This is a genomic window from Paenibacillus sp. strain BS8-2 (genome assembly GCF_054483835.1).
On sequence record NZ_CM137010.1, the window covers coordinates 4,294,912 to 4,312,794 of the forward strand.

The following is a 17,883-nucleotide window of genomic DNA, read 5'->3' on the forward strand; positions in this document are numbered from 1 at the left end:
TGTTATGTATCGGAGACTTAGTTCCATTATGTTCCCCTTTATGACGATTCTGCTCATCGGAGCGATCTATTGGGGGTATCAAGAGCATCAAGAAAAAAATTCGATTCTTATCAAGGCGGAAAACCAGTATCAACGCGCCTTCCATGATCTCACTTTTCATATGGACAAACTTCATGAACAGCTTGGCAATACGCTGGCGGTCAACTCAACGTCACAAGGCTACCACCGTAAAGGTTTGGTCAACGTATGGCGTTTGACCAGCCAAGCTCAGAACGAAATAAGTCAGTTGCCGTTGTCGTATCTGCCATTCACCGAAGCGGAGGATTTTTTGTCACATATCTCTAACTTTGCTTATAAAACAGCAGTACGCGATTTAACGAAAAGTCCGTTAACGGACGATGAGTTCAAAACGTTAAAAACGTTATACGATAAGTCCGATGAAATCTCGAAAGAATTAGGTAAAATGCAAACGGATGTATTGTCCAGCAATCTTCGTTGGATGGATGTAGAGGTTGCAATTGCAGCCAATCAACAGGAGGGCAGCAACCAAATCGTAGATGGACTTCGTACGATGAATGATAAAGTAGGCGCATATCCGGAGGTGAATTGGGGGCCTTCTGTTACTAGCATGTACGAGCAGCATTCGATCAAAATGCTGGGCGGCGAAATGGTGAAAGCAGACGATATCAAGAAAAAAGCTGCCGAATATTTAAAGGTGGAGGGCTCGTCGGTTGAAGTTACGGAAAACGCAAAGGATTCAGAATTTGCTTCGTTCTCAGCCGTTGCAAACGCAAAGGATTCCAAGTCGAAAATACAAATGGATTTTACCGTAAAAGGCGGACAATTGATTTGGTTTATGAAGAGCCGCGAGATCGGCAAGAAAAAAGTTGGATTCCAGCAAGCCAAATCTTCTGCAGATCAGCTTCTCAATGATTTTGGTTTCAAAGACATGACGGCTGTCAATTACGATATGTATGACAACTCGGGAAGCTTTACTTACATTGGTCTGCAGAATGGTGTTCTTATTTATCCGGAGAAGGTTACCGTTAAAGTTGCACTCGACAACGGTGAAGCTGTAGGTCTGCAAGCAAGAGACTTCGTTTACGAAAACCACAAACGAGAGCTTCCAAGTCCAATCATGTCAAAAGATGAAGCCAGAAAAGCGATTAATCCGAATATGCAAATCAAAAAAGAGCAATTGGCGTTAATAGTAAATGAAATGGGCGAAGAAGTATTGTGCTACGAGTTCAGCGGTAAAATTAATGGCTCGACGTATCGAATCTATATTAACGCGCTCAATGGCATAGAGGAAACGATTGAACAAATGTCGACAGAAGACGAAAAAACAACGAATTCGTAAGCCGATTTGCAGCTAATCTCGATATAGCCCCCCTCCATTCGACATGCTATAATGTCTGTTATATGGGGGAGGGGACTAATTTGCTGCCTAAGATTAACGGAATGTTGTATTATCAGATCGCTTCCTCCGACGAAGCGGAAGCAGCTCAGGAATATCGCTCTAGAATAGCAGACGAAGCAGAGGATGCTCTATTAATCGAATATCCTTTGAACGAAAAGACAGGCAGACTTAAGCGCCTGTTCCTTGGTGATGAGTTATCGGTTTATTTTGTGTCGTCGGAGGGAGTAAAACATTACTTCGACTCGCATGTCATCGGATTTAAGGAAGATGGAGCCGTGCGGCTAGTTAAATTGCTCCGTCCCGTACCCGAGAAGATGACGAAGGTACAGCGCAGAAGTTTCCTTCGCGTGCCGGCAGAGCTGGAGCTCGCAGTCAAGATTGGCAGTCACGAAAGATTCGTTTGCAAGACTGACGATCTGGGCGGTGGAGGCATCTCCTTTATTTGCGACGGCAAGTGGAACATAAAAAGTGAGAATACGTTGGAATGCTGGTTACTAGTTCCCTATAAGAATGGCACGGTCGAGCATGTAACCTTTACAGGCGAGGTTATCCGAGTGAATCTGCTAGAGACAGGTCGCAAGCAAGCCATGATTAAGTTTTTGAGCATTAGCGACTCGGAACGCCAGAAAATAATCCGTTTTTGCTTCGAGAAACAATTAGAATACCGTAACCGATAAAGCTTGGTGATGAATAACATTTTAACGTTGAGGGAACATATCCATATGTGTGATGCGTGGAGGTGTTTCCATATTGTACAATAGTCGGAAGAACCGTGGTACCCAAAAACAACTGGTTGAGATGTCGGACAAGCTCTGCAGAAGGCTGATGCAAGTTGTTGCTATACTGCTTTTGATCATGGCATTAACGCAATTGGCCCTACAAAACGACGACGTTAGACAGTTTATGACAAGCGCTGATCGGTGGGAAGGTACCCCTCTGAACTAGCGCTTCTCTTTTGCATAACGAGGCATAGTGTGGTATAATTTTCACGTTCGCAGGCAATGCCTGCTTTTTCTTTGAATACCGCCATCATCCGGGGAGTTAAAGAGAAGAGGCCGTCCTGATTCAAAGGAGGTAGACCGCAAGTGGCGCAGCAAGAAGGCGACAGCGACCGTATCAATATCGCGATAGACGGACCGGCAGGGGCGGGCAAGAGCACCGTTGCAAGGTTGGTCGCCGGACAATTGGGATATGTCTATATTGATACTGGCGCGATGTACCGGGCGGTTACGTACAGCGCTCAGCGTTTGTCGATCGCAGCGGACGAGTCCGAGTCTCTCAAGGATCTGATGGATTCGATCCAGATTGTGCTGGAGCCGGGCAAGCAAGGCCAATCCGTTTATGTAAACGGAGAAGATGTAACGGACAAGATACGATCTCTTGAAGTGACAAGGCAAGTATCTCATTTTGCAGCAAGCGGTGTAATCAGAAGCGTTCTGAGCCGTATGCAACGTGAGCTTGCTGCCTATAAGGGTGTCGTTATGGACGGGCGTGATATCGGGACGCATGTGTTACCACGAGCAGAGCTTAAGATTTTCTTGACGGCTTCTGTAAGGGAACGTGCACTGCGCAGATTCAAGGAGCTCCGAGAGGACTCTGGCGTGACGCTGGAGGAATTGGAATTCGAGATCGCCGAACGGGACAGGCTGGATGCAAGCCGCGAGATATCGCCGCTGATCAAAGCGACCGATGCGCTTGAATTGGACAGCAGCGGAATGACGATCGAAGAAGTAGTTGCATCAATTGTGCAATTAAGCCGAACCAAATTGGCGGAGGCGAAGTAAACTATGTTATACGTCCTGTTCCGCTTCTTACTTCGGGTGACTTACCGACTACTGTTTCGATTGGAAGCAAAGGGATTGCATCACATCCCGGCGGAAGGTCCAGTTATCTTAGCATCCAATCACATTAGTAATTTAGATCCACCAACGATTGGTGTTTTAGTTCCGCGCAAAGTTAATTTTATGGCCAAGGAAGAGCTTTTCAAAGTGCCAGTACTAGGTCCGCTTATTACTGCGTTTGGTGCATTCCCCGTCAAACGAGGCGGGGTCAGCAAGGAAGCGATTAAATCGGCTATTACTTTACTTAAGGCAGGCAATGTGCTCGGCATCTTCCCGGAAGGCTCGCGCAAGACACCGGGCGCCGCGAAGAAGGGCGCAGCAATGATTGCTGTGCGCAGCGGAGCAACCATTATTCCTGTAGCAATCGTGGGTAAATACCGAATTTTCCGTAAGACGCTAGTCTGTTATGGGGCTCCAATCGATCTTCATGCCATTATCCAAGAATCATCACCTGATATGCTGGAGCAAGTTACCGATGCCGTAATGGTCCGGATCAACGAACTGCTGGCAGACAATCATCGATAATCGTTTTAAATGCCGCAATCCGACCTTTTCGGCACGCGGATTTAAATAAAGTTGTGCTTTAGAACTGAGGAGGTAATTTCAAATGTCAGAAGAAATCAATGTGCAAGAAACCGTTGCGGAGGAAGTGAGCCAAGACGCAATGGATAATTTCGTTTCCTTGAAGAAAGGCGACTCCGTTAAGGGTACAATCGTCAAGATCGAAGATAACCAAGCTTACGTAAGCCTTGGATATAAATATGACGGTGTTATTCCGCTTCGCGAACTTTCTTCCGTACAACTTGACAACGCTAACGATGCGGTTCAAGTTGGCCAAGAAGTTGAACTTAAAGTTGTTAGCATCGACGATAACAAGGAGAGCCTTGTTCTTTCGAAGAAGCTTGTTGATTCGGCTAAAGGCTGGGAAGAGATTCAAGCTCGTTTCGAGAGCGGCGAAATCTTCGAAGTAACTGTAGCTGACGTGGTTAAAGGCGGACTTGTAGCGGACGTTGGCGTTCGCGGATTTATTCCTGCATCCATGGTAGAGCGTCACTTCGTAGAAGATTTCAGCGACTACAAAGGCCGCACGCTTCGCGTTAAAGTAAAAGAGCTGGACTTGGAGAACAAAAAAGTAATCCTGTCCGCTAAAGAAGTACTTGACGCTGAATTCGAGCAAAACAAACAACAAATCATGAATAACATCACAGCTGGACAAGAGCTGGACGGTACTGTTCAACGTCTGACTCCATTCGGCGCATTCGTGGACATCGGCGGTATCGACGGTCTGGTTCACGTTTCCGAGTTGTCCTGGCAGCATGTCGCTCATCCTAAGGATGTTGTGTCCGAAGGTCAAGCGGTACGTGTAAAGGTACTTAAAGTTGATCCAGCTGCTGGCAAAATCAGCCTGAGCATCAAAGCTGCTCAACCAGGTCCTTGGGATTCCGCTGCAAGCCAATTCAACGTTGGCGACATCGTTACAGGTACAGTTCGTCGTATCGTGACGTTCGGTGCATTTGTTGAGATCGCTCCTGGTGTAGAAGGTCTGGTTCATATTTCCCAGATCGCACATCGCCATGTTGCGACACCTTCCGAGGTTCTGAGCGAAGGTCAAGAAGTGCAAGCAAAAGTTCTTGATTTCAACGCTGCTGAGAAACGTGTTTCCCTCAGCATCAAAGAAACAGAAGAAGCTCCTGAGCAACCAGAAGCAGCTCCTAGACAAGAACGCGATCGTGACCGTGGACCTCGTACTCCGCGTGCTCCTAAGATTGAAGAAATCAACAACCCTAACGTTAGCTTGAACAGCTCCAGCATGAGCTACTCGCTGGCAGAGCGTTTCGGCGACAAACTTAGCAAACTGAAGTAATTTCATTCAGCGCCTCTTGCCGGTCTCGGTTGGCGTATGCGATACTCCTAAGGCTATTCCCGCGTTTCGACGCAGGAATAGCCTTTTTGTATTGGTGCATAATAGGAGATACGCGAGGTGAGTCAATTGAATCCAGGATATATTACTGTATGGATGGTACTTATCATCATCATTTTATTCGCGACAGGATGGAAACCATATTTGGCACCTAGAGTGAAGGCACCAACTATGTTTCTGTTATTCATTGCGACGACAATTACGCTGTTTGTCGATTATTGGTGGTTATTGCCTGCAGATCTTCCAGCTGCAGCCATTCATAGCGGAACAGCACTGTGGCTGGTGGCAAGTTTAATCGCTTGGGTTGACAATAGCAACAGCGGAGAACGAGGTTATCTGTTTATTTGCGTCCTCATGTTGGCGATTATTTGGGGGAGTATCCGAAGTTTGTTTGCGCAAGACCCAGTCTTATATTGGATTGAGCCAAGTTGGAATGCCCCATTGCTGTGTGGATTGTTAAGTTGTATGTTCACGACTAATATTCGGTATCAAGCAGCTTCTTTATTATGGAGTGCAGTACTAGGCGATGTTATAAGCGCATGGCTGGACAAACGAATCTCTCCCTTGCAGATCGGATCGGCTAGTTGGTGGGATTCGTTGTGTATCGCAATTGCCGTGGCTTGCTGTGGTGCAATTTCGATCCACTTGGTGCGTCGAGTATTAGCGATGGCGGGTCGTACCTGGATTACATTGCGAGATGGGAGAGAATAAATGCTACATTATTTGGAACAAAATCGACATCTGAGCGGTGTGCTGCTTGGTATAGCCTTTGGCATTATCGCCAGGCTGCTTATGCTTAAGACAGACTATCGGCAATATCCTACTCATCCGCATGGTAGTATCATCCATATCTCCTTAGGCGTAATTGCCGCCGCCCTTGGAGCAGTAGCCGTCCCTGCATTGTTTAACAAAGACTATACGGCCATTACGTTCCTTACGCTTGCCGCGCAGCAATTTCGAGATGTACGAAAGATGGAACGAGAGACATTGACGAAGATCGACAGCATGGAGCTCGTTAGTCGTGGATCTACTTATATAGAAGGAATAGCCATGGTGTTCGAAGGACGCAATTATTTGGTTATTATGTCGTCTCTCGTAACAAGTTTGTTTGCAATCCTGCTTAATGTTTGGTTTGGGATAGGAGCTGGAGTCCTATCTCTATTGGTAGTTATGAAACTAAAGTCAGGACGTTCGATTAATCATATTGCTGAGGTTAGATTCGCCGTGGTTCGAATCGATGGTCCAGACCTATTTGTCGAGGACATTTATATTATGAATGTAGGATTAAAGGAGAACCAATCGATAATAGCGGATCGCGGGATAGGATTCATACTGACGCCACGCAACCCTAATGCCAAAGTGACTCTAACTAATCTGGGGCAGCGTCAGGCTATCCTGTATGATCTGGCTACAATTCTTGGCGTATATCGTGATGACGGCGAACCGGCGTTGATCCCTATGGCCAAGCTTGATATGAATGACGGCAGGTTGGCTATATTCGTATTGCCGCAGGATAAGGAGCTCGATAAAGGAATTGAAATCATCAAACGTGTACCGATCATGGAATCTGCTGTTCGGATGCCGACAGAAGCGCCTGTGAACAAAAAGGAAGGTGAGTCTATTGGCTGAAATTGTGGCAGTAGTTGCATTGTCAAACGAGTCTGTTGGTGGCGGTGCACCTATTTTTATCGCGAAGAATGAGCAAGCATTGCAGGAAACAGCCTTTTTATTGGAGAAAATACTGGATGCCAGCGCACACGACCTCAAGAACGGCTCCATCATTCTTGTGAATCACCGTTAATATGAAATGTTAGCCAAGCGCGTTCTTTTTTGCTATGATGGGTAACGTGAGAATGGTATTCGATATGGTGAAGCTAGTATTGCAAATAGCTTCTCAAACTTTTAAGGAGTGAAAAACCAATTATGGCAAGACCCGTTATTGCCATCGTCGGACGACCTAATGTGGGCAAATCCACAATTTTTAATCGGGTCATCGGCGATCGACTAGCAATTGTAGAGGATAAACCTGGTGTTACTCGCGATCGTCTTTACGGCACAGGCGAATGGAACGGCAAGCCGTTCAGCATCGTGGATACCGGCGGCATCGAGATAGATGGTGAAGATGAAATAATGAAATCCGTCCGCATGCAAGCCGAGCTTGCGATCGAAGAAGCGGATGTCATTATTCTGATGGTGGATGCTAAGTCTGGTCTTACCCATTCGGATGAAGAGGTTGCACAAATGTTGTTCCGTTCACGGAAACCGGTCGTTGTAGCGGTTAACAAAGTGGATAACGAACATCGGATGGACGAGGTTTACGAATTTTATGGACTTGGATTCGGTCAACCTATTGCTATCTCCGGCTCTCATGGCATTGGTATAGGCGACCTCCTGGACGCTGCGACAGATCTATTGCCAGAGATCGAAGACGACGGATATGACGAGGACATCATTCGAGTGGCGCTGATCGGACGACCTAACGTAGGTAAGTCATCTCTTGTGAATGCGCTATTAGGAGAAGATCGTGTTATTGTCAGTAACGTAGCTGGAACAACACGCGATGCAATCGACACTCCTTTCGAACATGACGGTCAACGTTATGTACTGATTGATACAGCCGGTATGCGCAAACGCGGCAAGGTTTACGAATCAACAGAGAAATACAGTGTCATGCGTGCCATGAAGGCGATCGAACGCGCGGATGTTGTATTAGTATTGATCAACGGCGAAGAAGGTATTATCGAGCAGGACAAGCATATCGCTGGCTACGCGCACGAAGCAGGCAAAGCATCCATTTTTGTCGTGAATAAATGGGACGTAGTGGCGAAGGATGAGAAGACGATGCAGCATTTCACAACGAGTATCCGTGATCACTTCTTGTTCATGACATATGCGCCTGTTGTATTCCTATCTGCCTTGACGAAACAGCGTTTACATAAGCTGCTGCCAGTCGTCAATCATGTTTCCGAGCAGCACGCGCTTCGTATTCAGACACATTTGCTCAACGATGTTATCTCGGATGCTGTTGCTATTAATCCGCCGCCTTCGGACAAAGGCAAACGTTTGCGCATCAACTATGTGACGCAAGTATCGACCAAACCTCCGACGATCGTATGTTTCGTTAACGATCCAGAGCTGATGCACTTCTCGTACGAACGGTACTTGGAGAACAAGATACGCGCGGCATTTGATTTCGAGGGGACGCCGGTGCGCATCTTTACGCGCCGCAAATCCGACGAGGACTAGGGGAGAATGGGACCGGTGTTAGATATTATTGCGGTTGTGCTTAGTTATTTGTTAGGTTCGGTATCATTTAGCATTGTCATTGCCAAATGGGTGAAAGGGATCGACATTAGGCAGCATGGTAGCGGTAATGCCGGAGCAACCAACACGCTCCGCGTGCTGGGCAAGGGTCCCGGTATTCTTGTATTCGTATTAGACATTGCAAAGGGCATTGGCGCCATTGCGCTTGGATATGCACTTAGCGACCAAGCTTGGACGCCTGTATTATGCGGGCTCGCAGCAATTATTGGTCATAACTGGCCGATTTGGTTCCGCTTCAAAGGCGGCAAGGGAATTGCGACAACGGTTGGGGTGATTGCGACGCTTGCGTTTTTCCCAGCGCTGTATGCGGGAATTGCTGCAATTGCCGTTATTGCGATTACACGATATGTATCGCTTGGCTCACTGATTTTCGCGGCACTGACACCGCTGTTTATTATTTGGCTGGACTTCTCTTGGCCGCTGCTGGCTGGGGCGCTTACCATTTGCGCATTTGCATTCCTTCGCCATCGGTCAAATATCGTTAAGCTGGCCCAAGGCACAGAGAATAAGTTGGGAGCTAGGAAAGGAGCTTGATGTCGATGACTACGAAAGAAGGGTATTCCGTTAACCGCAAAGCGGCCGTATTGGTTGCTGGCAGCTGGGGGACCGCGTTAGCATCGGTGCTTGCTTCAAACGGCTATCAAGTGTCTTTATGGACTCGAAATGAAGAACAGGCTAATGAGATCAGCACGAAAAAACAGAATGGCAAGTACTTGCCCGGCTGTGATCTTCCGGATGGGCTGACGGCGACAACGGATATGGCAGCTGCTCTCCAAGATGCCGAGCTCGCGGTATTCGTCGCGCCATCGAGCGCAATGCGTCAAGTAGCTCGACAAGCAGCACAATACCTTGAAGAGCAAACCTTTGTTGTCCATGCTACAAAAGGATTCGAAAGCGATACGCTTAAACGAATGTCCACCGTATTAAGTGAGGAGCTCGGCAGGCCACAATCTTCGATTGTCGTATTATCCGGCCCCAGCCACGCGGAGGAAGTCATTCGCAAACAACCAACAACCGTTGTTGTCGCTTCCGAAGAGTCAGATATTGCAGAAAAGGCACAGGATGCATTCATCAATCAATCATTCCGCGTCTACACGAACCCTGATGTTGTAGGGGTAGAGGTTGCCGGAGCGATCAAAAATATTATCGCGCTTGGTGCAGGTTTGTCCGACGGATTGCAGTTCGGCGACAATGCCAAGGCGGCTCTTTTGACTCGCGGGTTGGCCGAAATTGGCAGACTCGGTGCAGCCATGGGAGCAAGCCCGCTTACGTTCGCCGGTCTAGCCGGCGTGGGAGATCTCGTTGTGACATGTACGAGTAAACATAGTCGGAACTGGCGCGCAGGCTCCATGCTTGCCGATGGGACACCGCTGGAGACAGTCCTTGAGCGAATGGGCATGGTAGTCGAAGGTGTCCGCACAACAAGAGCGGCTTACGAGCTGTCGAAGCAATTCCAAGTAGAAATGCCCATTACGACACAGTTGTATGCGGTTCTCTTCCAAGGCAGAACGCCAAAGGATGCAGTTGGTGAGCTGATGGGGAGACTCAAAACTCACGAGATTGAGCCTTTAGCGTAGATCTGCGTCCGCAACTGCCTACACCAATGGTTTCTCCTGCTCATATGATGGTTTAGAGCGCAACACATGAGGAGGGTGAAACAATTGTCTAAAGGTATTCCCAAGGATGTGCTCGGCGCTATTAACAAAAAAGCGGGCAAAAACATCTCGGAAAGTGCGGTCAAGAAATTAGCAAGCGGTGTTGATGCCAGCACAATGCAGAACGAAGCTGAGCTGCGCAAGCTGGTCAAACAGGTTGCTGATATGGCCAAAATCAAAGTGCCGGAATCAACCGTGAATGATATCGTAAAGGCTGTCAAAGCGAGCGGAATGAATCCGTCAAGCATGGAATCGCTAGTCAAAATGATGCTCAAAAAGTAATAACTTGCAGCAAACCTGCTGCAATTGGAATGAAGGTGGGCAAAAGGGCAAAAGGTATGGATGCACCCGGCGCAAGCCGGCCTTTCGACAAACGGAAGGTGCGTCTAGGCTTTTGCTCCTTTTTTTGTCACATATCTGACAGGCGTCTATGTGCGTTTGCGCTATCCGAATGCTATAATGTGTATAATTGATAACGATAATGATTAGGAGATTGGACTTATTATGGATGCAATGACGAAAATGTGGGTGTCGTTTATCGGCATTGGGCTGATGGCGTTTGCGGCTTTCCTGATTACTTTTGCTCGAGTGAAGACAAAAGGTGTGGTTAAGCTCGTTTTGTCCATTGTCGCTTTTATTTTATTGGTATTTGGATTTATTTACGGGTTTTTCTCCATCATCTAGTTGGGCATACATATCAATGTAGGATCGTGGAAGAGAGGTAGTCGTACATCATGATCGAACTAAAAGGACGAACGATCACAATGGAAGTGGAAGCGGAGTCCGGGTTGTCCATTCTGGACCACGCCATCAAACACGGGATAGACTTTAGCTTCTCCTGTACGAGGGGCACATGCGCAAGATGCCGCTGTCTCGTAACCGAAGGAGCGGAGTTCCTAGAGGAAGTAACCGATGAGGAGTGGGATCGGTTGGAGCCGGAGGAGTTTGACGAGGGATATCGTCTAGGCTGCCAGGCGATTGTGAAAGCCGGGGCAGGTCGGATAGCTGCCATAAATAAAACATATTTCTAAGCACCGGAAGGATCGGCTGAATTCACTATTCGATGTCGAAATGACTACATGAATTAACTTCGTAATGGGAAGCGATACTTTTGAATTTCCATAACAATAAAGGTTCAAAAGAATCGGTTTTCAGTACCGAGAAGAGTGGATGAAGCTAGAGAATGAGGAGCGGAGCGTAGCAGCGCTACGTGAGCACCGGAAGGATCGGCTGAATTCACTATTCGATGTCGAACAACATCTTGAAAACACTTCGTAATGGGAAGCGATACTTTTGAATTTCCACAACAATAAAGGTTCAAAAGAATCGGTTTTCAGTACCGAGAAGAGTGGATGAAGCTAGAGAATGAGGAGCGGATCGTAGCAGCGCTACGTGAGCACCGGAAGGATCGGCTGAATTCACTATTCGATGTCGAACAACATCTTGAAAACACTTAGTAATGGGAAGCGATACTTTTGAATTTCCACTTTAAGGGATGTGCCGGCAGTGACTGATTTGGCTAGTATCAACAAAGCGCTGGCTACCGTAATTAAACATGCGGGAAGCGGGAATTGGGTAATTGGGGGAAGCGCGGGGCTTATGCTTCGAGGCGTAACGTTATCCGCGATGCCTCGTGATCTGGACCTTTATTGCGACCAGGAAAATATGCTTCAGGTGCATGAAGCTTTGCGACATTATACGGTTGATGGACCCGAGTACAGCGAGACGGATATTTACCGCTCTTACCTTAGCCATTATGAGGTGGAGGGAATACGGTTAGAGCTGGTTGGAGGATTCGAGGTATCGGCCCACGGCTGCGTTTACCGCACAGAGGTGCGAGAGGTGTTGCTGCCGCTAGGAAGACCGGTCCAGGTACAGGGCGCAGGCATAGCAACGGTCGTACCGCTTGCTCATGAGCTGTGGTTCAATGCCCTGCGGGAACGTCCGGATCGGGTCGAACCGATCGTTCAAGCCTTTGCCGCTAACTCATCCGTACATGAGAAGGCACTTCAAGTTATCGAACGCAGAAATAAATTACAGCCGCTAGCGATGCGAGAGGTTCGTCGTTGGTTAAGTCAATCGGAAGCTGGTGACAAACAATGGATGCTGAAGTCGTCTTCTGGCCTAGCGGAAAATCCGTACGTGTAAGACGCGGAACGAGCGTTCTGGACGCTTCTAGGCGCGCTGGCGTCACCATCGCAACACGCTGCGGAGGCAAAGCAGCATGTTTTATGTGCAAGGTGACGGTCCGTCCCGGCAGTGAGCTCCAACCGATTGGCGATGCGGAGCGACGCAAACTGGCTGGTCTTGACGAGAAAGGAATTCGTCTCTCCTGTCAAACGAGAGTCACAGGTCGTGTTGAGGTGGAGCTTCCGCCGGATCCGCTTAAAGCGGCAATTGCAAGACAGCTGGCTAGACAGCAACAGGAAGACGAACTGTGGTAGCAAGGAGGAGAACGTTTTAATGGCAAGTATATTCTATTTCGTGCGGAGAGCGCGCCGAGCATTGGGGCTGCGTATGGCTTGGGTGGCGCTATCCCTCGCGCTCGTCGCATTACCTTTAAGCGGATGCATGTATCCTAAAGATCGAATGCAACAAAGTATGGCTCCAAAGGAAGCAATTCGTAATGTTCAAGGGGCTGTCGATCAATATTATGATGAGCTTCAGTTATTACCGATCAAAAACAGCACACAATCGGTCCCGGTCTATGAAAAATATATGATCGATTTCGACAAGCTGATTTCGAGAGGGTATATAAGCGCCACGCCGGGAGCCTCCTTTGAAGGCGGTGGTCATTACTACTTCTTGATCCTCAACGAAGACACCGATCCGATCGTCAAATTAATGGACATCGTGACAGCTCAGAAAATCAATGATATCCAGAACTGGGTGGATACATATATGGAGCAGAATGCTGCGGTTCCTAAATCGTCGGCGGTTTATCCAGGGTTTTACGAAATCGATTACGAGGCGATGAAAAAGAAAGAACCTACCATCGTAAGCGTATTCTCCGGCATCCCGCAGCGTGCGATTCTGGATGAGGATGGTACCGTATTTACGGATTATGGCGTAGATCTGATGCAGCTACTTGAGCGAAACAAAGATAAAAGCTATGAAGAAAACATAGATTTGAGAACTCTGCTCGTGGATGAATCGGAGTACGTTCCGGTCAAATCACCTGCCTACAACCTGGTTGATGGAGAACCAGTTGCTGTTCAACCTTAAGTTCGTAAGTCATCAATGATGAATCCGTTTAGCAATTGTTCGATTAAATCCCTTGCGGCACAAGCCGGTAAGGGATTTTTTTTGATTGTTGCCGCTTACTCCCGTCATAGTTTTCTTATGCAGTTCATATATTTCAATCTTGGAAGGGAAGATCACATGATTTGGTCGGAGGGAAAAAAGATTTCGTAGAAAGAAACGGCATAATTGGACAGTCCCAACATAAGATGTTAATAGTCCGAAAGCATGTACGAGTTGCGTCGCTGGCCTGCCCTTTTGTCCGGTGGATGGCGGCGAACCGGAAATTCAATTGGGAGGGGATATTCAGTGGAGAAAGTAGACATTTTCAAGGACATAGCCGAACGTACCGGCGGGGATATTTACCTCGGTGTAGTAGGAGCAGTCCGGACAGGAAAATCAACCTTCATCAAGAGATTCATGGAGACGGTTGTGCTCCCTAACATCGTGAATGAATCAGACCGAATTAGAGCCGTGGACGAACTTCCACAAAGCGCCGCAGGCAAAACGATTATGACTACGGAGCCGAAGTTCGTACCGAATCAGGCAGTACAGCTCAAGGTGGCAGAGGGGCTTGACGTAAATGTCAGACTCGTTGATTGTGTCGGATACGCCGTAGAAGGCGCAAAAGGCTACGAGGACGAAAATGGCCCGCGAATGATTACAACGCCATGGTTCGAAGAACCGATTCCGTTCCAGGAAGCGGCAGAAATCGGGACACGCAAAGTCATTCAGGAGCATTCCACGCTGGGGGTAGTCGTTACGACGGATGGTTCTATAGCGGAAATCCCTAGAAACTCCTACGTAGTTGCTGAAGAACGGGTCATTGCGGAGCTCAAGGAAGTTGGAAAACCATTCGTTCTGATCATCAACTCGACTCGTCCGAAGTCGGAAGAGACACAGCAGCTTCGCAGCGAGCTGCAAGCCAAATATGACATACCTGTCATGGCGCTAAGCGTCGCGACGATGGGCGAAGAAGAGGGTATGGCCGTTCTGCGCGAGGTACTTTATGAGTTCCCTGTGCATGAAGTAAACGTCAATCTTCCAAGCTGGGTCATGGTACTTAACGACAATCACTGGCTCCGCAGCAACTACGAAAATTCCGTTCGCGATACAGTGAAGGATATTCGTCGACTGCGGGATGTGGAGCGCGTCGTAGCACAGTTTATGGATTATGATTTTATCGCTCGCGCGGGTTTAAGCGGCATGAACATGGGGCAAGGTGTAGCCGAGATCGATCTGTACGCGCCCGATGAGCTATACGACAGCATTCTGATGGAAGTAGTTGGCGTAGAGATTCGCGGGAAGGATCATCTGCTCCAGCTCATGCAAGACTTCTCTCACGCCAAACGAGAGTATGATCGCTTTGCAGAAGCGCTCGAGATGGTCAAAACGACGGGTTACGGTATCGCGGCTCCCTCGCTTGCAGAGATGGCGCTCGACGAGCCGGAGCTTATACGTCAAGGCTCTAGATTCGGCGTAAGGCTGAAAGCGACGGCACCTTCGATTCATATGATCCGAGTAGATGTCGAGTCTGAGTTTGCTCCGATCATCGGCACTGAGAAGCAAAGCGAAGAGCTTGTCCGTTATTTGATGCAGGACTTCGAGAACGATCCCATCAAAATTTGGGAGTCCGATATATTCGGCCGTTCGCTGCACTCCATTGTTAGGGAAGGCATCCAGGGCAAGATCGCCCTTATGCCGGACAATGCACGCTATAAGCTGCAAGAAACGCTGGGGCGCATTATTAACGAAGGTTCTGGCGGCTTGATTGCTATCATTCTGTAAACAATCGAAGGATCGGGAAGAGCTCTCTTTCAAGTCAAATGGCTTGCGAGAGAGCTCTTCTTTGTGTCGATTACGAATATATTAAGCCGAAAGTACATGAGGAAGATGAGAATTCGCTGCGAATAGCTGTCAAATCGGCATTCCTACTTGAAATTGTGTTTCCTCTGTATTACTATAGGTTTGTTCGGTCAAAAGGTATATATTTGAAGTTTTCGGTGAATAAGAGGGATAAGATGTTTTTTACATACCTAAGGAGGTGAAGAGATGAATAAAACAGATTTGATCGCTAAAGTAGCTGAACTGTCCGACTTGTCGAAAAAAGATGCGACGAAAGCGGTTGACGCCGTATTCGAAGCCATTTCCGATGCCCTTCAAAGCGGAGACAAGGTTCAACTCGTCGGCTTCGGTAACTTCGAGGTTCGCGAACGCCAAGCCCGTAAAGGACGTAACCCGCAAACAGGTGAAGAGATCGATATCGCCGCCAGCAAGATGCCGGCATTCAAACCAGGCAAATCGCTCAAAGACCTTGTATCCAATTAATGCATATGCAGTGCAGAACGCTCGAACGAACGTTTGAGCGTTTTTCTATTTCGTTTAGAGGATTGTGCATGGGAGTCCTCGAGAAGTGTAGCCTAGCTGTGCTCGAGAAGTCATGACATAGGCGGAGGAGATCATCATGGAGCAACCGACGGTAGGGGAATACATCGTCGTGAAGGCGAAGGATCAAGGTGTGCAAGTGATCGGTCTGACACGTGGCCAGGATACGAAATTCCACCACACGGAGAAGCTGGATCGGAATGAAGTGCTGATCTGTCAATTCACCGATCATACCTCAGCGATCAAGATCAGGGGAAAAGCTACCGTAATGACCAAATACGGCACGATTGAAACGGATGCTTAGACGGTTATGGCAATGCATATTGCCATGTACGCCGTTTACTGGAAGGGCCGCGTAGCGCAATAGCGACGCGAGCCTTTTTTTTGTCTCATCAAACCGCCGAATAATACGATACATCCACTCGTACAATGAAGTAGAGAGCTTGGACGGTATGGTGTCTTCCCGTTATGAACAAACTGGAAGATATAATCGTATTGAACGGAAGGTGGATGCTGAATGCGCAACAAATATCCGTGGCTGGTTGCTGGCATGGCCACGTTAGCGATTACGGTGGCTATGACCTGGCTGCCGGGGTTATCCTACAACAAATCGCGCGATGGGCAGGAGGTCGAAGTGATGCGTCCTGCTGACGTTAGCCGTTTAACGAATGTCAACATTGTGGATGTCCTGTCACGCTTAGAGCTGCGTGAGAAACTAGGTCATGCAGAATGGAATGGAACCGTATTGTCGCTGGAGCTGACCTTGTCTCCAGGCAAGAGCCGACCTCAGGCTATATTTTCTGATATCGAGCAATTAATGGAGCTTTCTTTCAGGGAGCTGGACAATGTGTCTAGGCTGCTTGTGCGCCTATCAGAGAAAAATAACGGGAAACGAACGCTGCTTGCTGCCATTGATGTAAGGCGTTCCGACGAATGGCTCTCGGAAGAACTTATTAAGCTCGCAAATGCTGATCCTGTCCATGATGAGGTGTGGCGGCAGAGACTTCGCATGAGTTTTACACGGGCATGGGAATCACGGTTCGGACCAGTGGCAGGTTTTTCTGCCAAAGCCTTGCCAACACGAACTTCTGAAGCTGGAGATACGGATGTTGCAAATTGATGAACACTGATCGGGCATCATGTGATCTTTACTTAAAGTTGTGCTATAATAGCGTGAGATTATTGAGCGGCAATTCTGCTACACTTGTCCGGAGGCTTCGACCATGGCGAAATACCGCATTCCTGCAATTGTTTCTACTTACACGAACCACGATATGATACAAGCGCATACAGAGCTACCGCCGCTCGCCGAGCCCAGGCTGCGGCTTCTTTATGCCGTTCTGAACGATGGCGAAACCAATCAGACGCATAGCGAATTGTATACGGCAGTCGTATCACTTGTTCAGGTGGGCATGGATACACATGACCTGATTGATACGGATACAAGAAGGCGCACAGAAAAAGAGATGAGATCTCGTCAGCTCAAAGTGCTTGCAGGCGATTATTTCAGTTCCCGATTCTATCAGTTACTTGCGTTAGCGGGACAGACCGAAATGATTACGAGGTTAAGCGAAGCAGTTTGCGAGGTCAACCGTATGAAAGTCAACTTATATACGCGTATGCGCGGAATGAAGTTGACCGCCGATGATTACTGGGGGTACGCAATTCAATTGAAAAGCGAACTGTTCAGTCATTTCGGCGATAGGCTGCAGGGCTCCTTGTCCAGATTGTGGCCGGACTTGTTAGCCGGTATTGCGCGTTGCGAGGTGGCCTTAGACGAGCTGAAGCGTTGTGATGACACAGGCAGGTTTGAGCGTAGCTGGGCATACTGGTATGTCCTCCAAGCTGGTAACGAACAAGAACGCCATTCGATGATGGATGGCGACTTGGACAATGAGCTCATCGAAATACTAATGAGCAAATACGAAATTCGTAAACAGCTCGGTAATAAGCTGAAGCAGGCGTTACAAGGTTTTAAATCTACTGTTCTTATGCTTGAGTCGGACAAGTTGATTCGGGAGCTTACTGAACTGGCAGATCAGTTACCACACAAACTAGAAGGCAATATGCCTGCACTTAATGAGACGAGGTGAACGA

22 protein-coding genes are annotated in these 17,883 nt (G+C 48.0%); all 22 read left to right on the forward strand.

Annotated features, from left to right (window positions below; genetic code table 11):
- Positions 1 to 4 precede the first annotated feature (4 nt).
- The 22 genes from ypeB (at position 5) to ACX1C1_RS18505 (ending at position 17,879) form a co-directional block, all read left to right on the forward strand.
- Positions 5 to 1,360, forward strand: a complete 1,356-nt coding sequence (gene ypeB, locus ACX1C1_RS18400) for a germination protein YpeB (RefSeq protein ID WP_458953633.1) — start codon at positions 5 to 7, stop codon at positions 1,358 to 1,360.
- Between the two features lie 80 nt (positions 1,361 to 1,440).
- Positions 1,441 to 2,097 carry a flagellar brake protein gene (locus tag ACX1C1_RS18405; protein ID WP_458953634.1) on the forward strand — a complete coding sequence of 219 codons (657 nt, stop codon included), beginning with the start codon at positions 1,441 to 1,443 and terminating at the stop codon, positions 2,095 to 2,097.
- Between the two features lie 408 nt (positions 2,098 to 2,505).
- Positions 2,506 to 3,204, forward strand: coding sequence for a (d)CMP kinase (gene cmk / locus ACX1C1_RS18410; protein ID WP_458953635.1), 699 nt, complete (start codon positions 2,506 to 2,508; stop codon positions 3,202 to 3,204).
- A 3-nt stretch (positions 3,205 to 3,207) separates the two neighbouring features.
- Positions 3,208 to 3,786 (forward strand): lysophospholipid acyltransferase family protein, encoded by a 579-nt coding sequence (locus ACX1C1_RS18415; RefSeq protein ID WP_458953636.1) that lies wholly within the window; start codon positions 3,208 to 3,210, stop codon positions 3,784 to 3,786.
- A gap of 82 nt (positions 3,787 to 3,868) precedes the next feature.
- Positions 3,869 to 5,125 (forward strand): 30S ribosomal protein S1, encoded by a 1,257-nt coding sequence (rpsA, locus tag ACX1C1_RS18420; protein WP_458953637.1) that lies wholly within the window; start codon positions 3,869 to 3,871, stop codon positions 5,123 to 5,125.
- A 117-nt stretch (positions 5,126 to 5,242) separates the two neighbouring features.
- Positions 5,243 to 5,893 (forward strand): YphA family membrane protein, encoded by a 651-nt coding sequence (locus tag ACX1C1_RS18425; protein ID WP_458953638.1) that lies wholly within the window; start codon positions 5,243 to 5,245, stop codon positions 5,891 to 5,893.
- Positions 5,894 to 6,811 (forward strand): YIEGIA family protein, encoded by a 918-nt coding sequence (locus ACX1C1_RS18430; RefSeq protein WP_458953639.1) that lies wholly within the window; start codon positions 5,894 to 5,896, stop codon positions 6,809 to 6,811. It abuts the gene before it with no gap.
- Positions 6,804 to 6,983, forward strand: a complete 180-nt coding sequence (locus ACX1C1_RS18435) for a capping complex subunit for YIEGIA (RefSeq protein ID WP_458953640.1) — start codon at positions 6,804 to 6,806, stop codon at positions 6,981 to 6,983. The genes ACX1C1_RS18430 and ACX1C1_RS18435 overlap by 8 nt, the downstream gene beginning before the upstream one ends.
- Positions 6,984 to 7,105: 122 nt before the next feature.
- Positions 7,106 to 8,428, forward strand: coding sequence for a ribosome biogenesis GTPase Der (gene der / locus ACX1C1_RS18440; protein ID WP_458953641.1), 1,323 nt, complete (start codon positions 7,106 to 7,108; stop codon positions 8,426 to 8,428).
- 15 nt (positions 8,429 to 8,443) lie between these two features.
- Positions 8,444 to 9,040: a glycerol-3-phosphate 1-O-acyltransferase PlsY gene (plsY, locus tag ACX1C1_RS18445; protein ID WP_458953642.1), complete on the forward strand. Its 597-nt coding sequence runs from the start codon at positions 8,444 to 8,446 to the stop codon at positions 9,038 to 9,040.
- Between the two features lie 5 nt (positions 9,041 to 9,045).
- Entirely contained in the window at positions 9,046 to 10,083 is a 1,038-nt protein-coding gene (locus tag ACX1C1_RS18450; protein WP_458953643.1) for an NAD(P)H-dependent glycerol-3-phosphate dehydrogenase, read from the forward strand.
- A gap of 84 nt (positions 10,084 to 10,167) precedes the next feature.
- Complete coding sequence (locus tag ACX1C1_RS18455) at positions 10,168 to 10,443, forward strand: stage VI sporulation protein F (RefSeq protein ID WP_458953644.1); 276 nt, start codon at positions 10,168 to 10,170, stop codon at positions 10,441 to 10,443.
- A 222-nt stretch (positions 10,444 to 10,665) separates the two neighbouring features.
- Positions 10,666 to 10,845 (forward strand): DUF2768 family protein, encoded by a 180-nt coding sequence (locus ACX1C1_RS18460; RefSeq protein WP_458953645.1) that lies wholly within the window; start codon positions 10,666 to 10,668, stop codon positions 10,843 to 10,845.
- A gap of 50 nt (positions 10,846 to 10,895) precedes the next feature.
- On the forward strand, positions 10,896 to 11,192 hold the full coding sequence (locus ACX1C1_RS18465; protein ID WP_458953646.1) for a 2Fe-2S iron-sulfur cluster-binding protein: 297 nt from the start codon (positions 10,896 to 10,898) through the stop codon (positions 11,190 to 11,192).
- A gap of 475 nt (positions 11,193 to 11,667) precedes the next feature.
- Positions 11,668 to 12,309 carry a nucleotidyltransferase family protein gene (locus ACX1C1_RS18470; protein ID WP_458953647.1) on the forward strand — a complete coding sequence of 214 codons (642 nt, stop codon included), beginning with the start codon at positions 11,668 to 11,670 and terminating at the stop codon, positions 12,307 to 12,309.
- Positions 12,261 to 12,605: a 2Fe-2S iron-sulfur cluster-binding protein gene (locus ACX1C1_RS18475; RefSeq protein ID WP_458953648.1), complete on the forward strand. Its 345-nt coding sequence runs from the start codon at positions 12,261 to 12,263 to the stop codon at positions 12,603 to 12,605. Before ACX1C1_RS18470 ends, ACX1C1_RS18475 begins: the two co-directional genes overlap by 49 nt.
- A 19-nt stretch (positions 12,606 to 12,624) precedes the next feature.
- On the forward strand, positions 12,625 to 13,386 hold the full coding sequence (locus ACX1C1_RS18480; protein WP_458953649.1) for a DUF3939 domain-containing protein: 762 nt from the start codon (positions 12,625 to 12,627) through the stop codon (positions 13,384 to 13,386).
- A 324-nt stretch (positions 13,387 to 13,710) separates the two neighbouring features.
- Positions 13,711 to 15,189, forward strand: a complete 1,479-nt coding sequence (gene spoIVA, locus ACX1C1_RS18485) for a stage IV sporulation protein A (protein WP_458953650.1) — start codon at positions 13,711 to 13,713, stop codon at positions 15,187 to 15,189.
- Between the two features lie 264 nt (positions 15,190 to 15,453).
- Complete coding sequence (locus ACX1C1_RS18490) at positions 15,454 to 15,729, forward strand: HU family DNA-binding protein (RefSeq protein ID WP_087567006.1); 276 nt, start codon at positions 15,454 to 15,456, stop codon at positions 15,727 to 15,729.
- A gap of 136 nt (positions 15,730 to 15,865) precedes the next feature.
- A complete protein-coding gene (gene mtrB, locus ACX1C1_RS18495) occupies positions 15,866 to 16,090 on the forward strand; it encodes a trp RNA-binding attenuation protein MtrB (RefSeq protein WP_458953651.1) in 225 nt (74 codons plus the stop codon).
- A gap of 213 nt (positions 16,091 to 16,303) precedes the next feature.
- Positions 16,304 to 16,906, forward strand: a complete 603-nt coding sequence (locus ACX1C1_RS18500; RefSeq protein WP_458953652.1) for a hypothetical protein — start codon at positions 16,304 to 16,306, stop codon at positions 16,904 to 16,906.
- Between the two features lie 103 nt (positions 16,907 to 17,009).
- The gene (locus tag ACX1C1_RS18505) at positions 17,010 to 17,879 is read left to right on the forward strand and encodes a heptaprenyl diphosphate synthase component 1 (RefSeq protein WP_458953653.1); all 870 of its coding nucleotides are present in this window, start codon (positions 17,010 to 17,012) and stop codon (positions 17,877 to 17,879) included.
- Positions 17,880 to 17,883 lie beyond the last annotated feature (4 nt).